The sequence below is a fragment of the Terasakiella sediminum genome (assembly GCF_033100395.1).
Classification (GTDB): Bacteria; Pseudomonadota; Alphaproteobacteria; order Rhodospirillales; family Terasakiellaceae; genus Terasakiella.
This window is the reverse complement of the sequence record NZ_JAWLVJ010000057.1, coordinates 1-2799: the sequence shown is the minus strand read 5'-3', so window position 1 is coordinate 2799 and position 2799 is coordinate 1. Positions and strand designations below refer to the sequence as shown.

The window sequence follows — 2799 nt, the reverse complement described above, 5'->3', positions numbered from 1 at the left end:
GAGTTCAAGGCCAAGGATGGAGCTGTGGGTGAAGACAGCTTTACTTTCTCTGTCACCGATGAGCTTGGCAATGTGTCTTATGCGGATATGTCTGTTGGAATTGATACGGGTGTTCCCGGGGATCTGGTGGCGTTCAAAGAAGAGTTCCAGGTCAATAGTTACAGCAACTTGAATCAGGAAGACAGTTCGATCTCTGCACTTGCAGATGGTGGTTTTGTGATCACCTGGGCGTCTTATGGTCAGCAATATCCACAAGGTGAGATTTATGGACAGCGTTACAATAGCGAAGGGGAGCCTCAAGGGGGCGAGTTCCAGATCAACAGCTATGTCAGCTCTCATCAAATCCAGCCTGAATTTACACTTCTGAGCAATGGCGAACTGATTGCGACCTGGTCTTCTTATGGTCAGGATGGCAATACGTTTGGCATTTTTGCACGTCGTTATTCCGCTGATATGTCGGTTGTTGGGGATGAGTTCCAGGTTAACAGCTATACGGCGAACTATCAGGAAGAACCGCATATTACGAGCTTACCTGATGGCGGTTATGTTATTTTGTGGGAGTCTGACGGTCAGGATGGCAGCAGCAATGGCATTTACGGCCAACGCTTTGACAGTAATGACAATCCTGTTTCTTCAGAATTCCGGGTGAACAGCTATACCAGCAATTATCAGCAGGATTTTGAACTGACCAGCCTCGAAGACGGCGGGTTTGTTGCGGCCTGGACCTCCTATGGACAGGATGGCAGTGTAACAGGTGTCTACGCCCAACGTTATGATGCAACAGCACAGCCTGTTGGGACGGAATTCCAGGTCAACAGCTATACGTCCAGTTCACAAGGCGGAGCTTCTCTTGCTGGTTTGAACAATGGTGGCTTTGTGGTAACCTGGACGTCTCACGGGCAGGACGGAAGTGATCATGGTGTTTACGGACAACGTTATGATGCCTCTGGTCAGGCCGATGGGGACGAATTCCTGGTGAACACGACCACCGCGTCTGATCAGATGAACTCTTCTGTCACCTCGCTTTCTGATGGTGGCTTTGTGGTGGTCTGGGATGCGACCGGGCAGGATGGCAGCGGCGATGGCATTTATGGTCAACGCTATGATGCTGCTGGTGTTGCCGTGGGGACGGAATTCCAGATCAACAGTCATACGGATAATGACCAATATTTACCAACCATCCAATCCATGTCGAATGGCAATCTTGTGGTGTCCTGGACATCAACGGATCAGGATGGCAGTGGCACAGGTATCTTTGCCCAGATTTTACGCCCTGAGAGCATGANACGGATAATGACCAATATTTACCAACCATCCAATCCATGTCGAATGGCAATCTTGTGGTGTCCTGGACATCAACGGATCAGGATGGCAGTGGCACAGGTATCTTTGCCCAGATTTTACGCCCTGAGAGCATGAACCTTGACGGCTCAGCCGGATATGACAGCGTGATTGGCAATGACCTTGACAATCAGATCAATGGCCTTGGCGGAGATGATCTGCTGAAAGGCGAAGGGGGTAATGATACTTTGTCTGGTGGTTCTGGTAATGATGAACTGCATGGTGGTGCAGGTGATGATGTTCTTGATGGTGGTCTGGGTACGGATACGGTTGTCCTGTCCGGTGCCAAGTCTGATTATCAACTGCGTTATGATGCCACGACGGATCGCTGGACAACGACGCATATCACAACTGGTGAAGTGGATAGGCTTTCCAATGTGGAAACGGTTCAGTTTGATCAGGACAGCATTGATCTGACGACAGCCCCTGTTGCTGAGGATGGATCTATCGTCCTGAACGCGAGTGATACGGCGACCTGGCAACTTGGTGCTTCTGGCGGGGCAGACGGGTCAGATGAAGGTTCTGATGTTACCCTGACTTACAGCTTTGCTGATGGGGGCACGGCCCTGGATCAGGTGGCGGCCGAGGCTGCTGGCTTTACCCATGATGCCAATGTATCTGTGTATGAACTTGAAAAAGGCTATGTGCAGGTTCAGGCTGATGGGTCTTATGAGTTCAAGGCCAAAGATGGGGCTGTGGGTGAAGACAGCTTTACTTTCTCTGTGACAGATGAGGTTGGTAATGTGTCTTATGCAGATATGTCTGTTGGGATTTCCCAGCCACATGTTCAAAGCGCGATTGAGTTTGATGGCAATTCTGCTTTACGTGTAACTCCTGCAGAAGAAGGTAATACGCAAACCTGGACCTGGTCTGGTTGGGTTAAACGCGATAGCCTTGGCGATACGGCTTTGTTCACGAGCGGTTATGCTGGTTCTGGTGGTGACCTGACAGGTTTGATTTTTGATTCCGCCGGGGGAACGATGACAGCCTATTTTGGTAACTCATCCGGAGATATGAGAACCACAGAGACTTTTGCAAGCACTTCTGAATGGTATCATGTGGTTCTTTCTGCAGATACGACACAGGCAACGGATCGTTTAAGATTATTCGTCAACGGTCAACAATATGAGCTTTCCGGTCAACCAGCACAAGGAGCGACGGGTGCTATTGGTACAACACAAAGTCATACGATTGGTGCGCACGCTCATGTAAATGGAGATATCTGGCCTCTGGATGGTCAGATGTCTGATATTCATTTTGTGGATGGGCTGGCTTTGGATGCGACAGACTTTGGTCGCTTTGATGCCGATGGGAATTGGTTGCCAACTCATCCGTCTGTGAGTGATTATGGTGTGAATGGTTTCCATCTGGACTTTGCGGATGAAACTAATCTGTCGGCAGATGCATCAGGTAACGGCAATGATCTGACAGAGACAGGTACGTTTGTTCATCAGGCAG

At 49.6% G+C, this 2799-nt stretch carries 1 protein-coding gene; it reads left to right on the top strand.

Annotated elements, in window-relative coordinates; translation table 11 throughout:
* Positions 1 to 1343 precede the first annotated feature (1343 nt).
* Positions 1344 to 2799, top strand: a 1456-nt coding sequence (locus RYZ26_RS19760) for a LamG-like jellyroll fold domain-containing protein (protein ID WP_317684981.1), incomplete at its 3' end; no start/stop codon positions are given.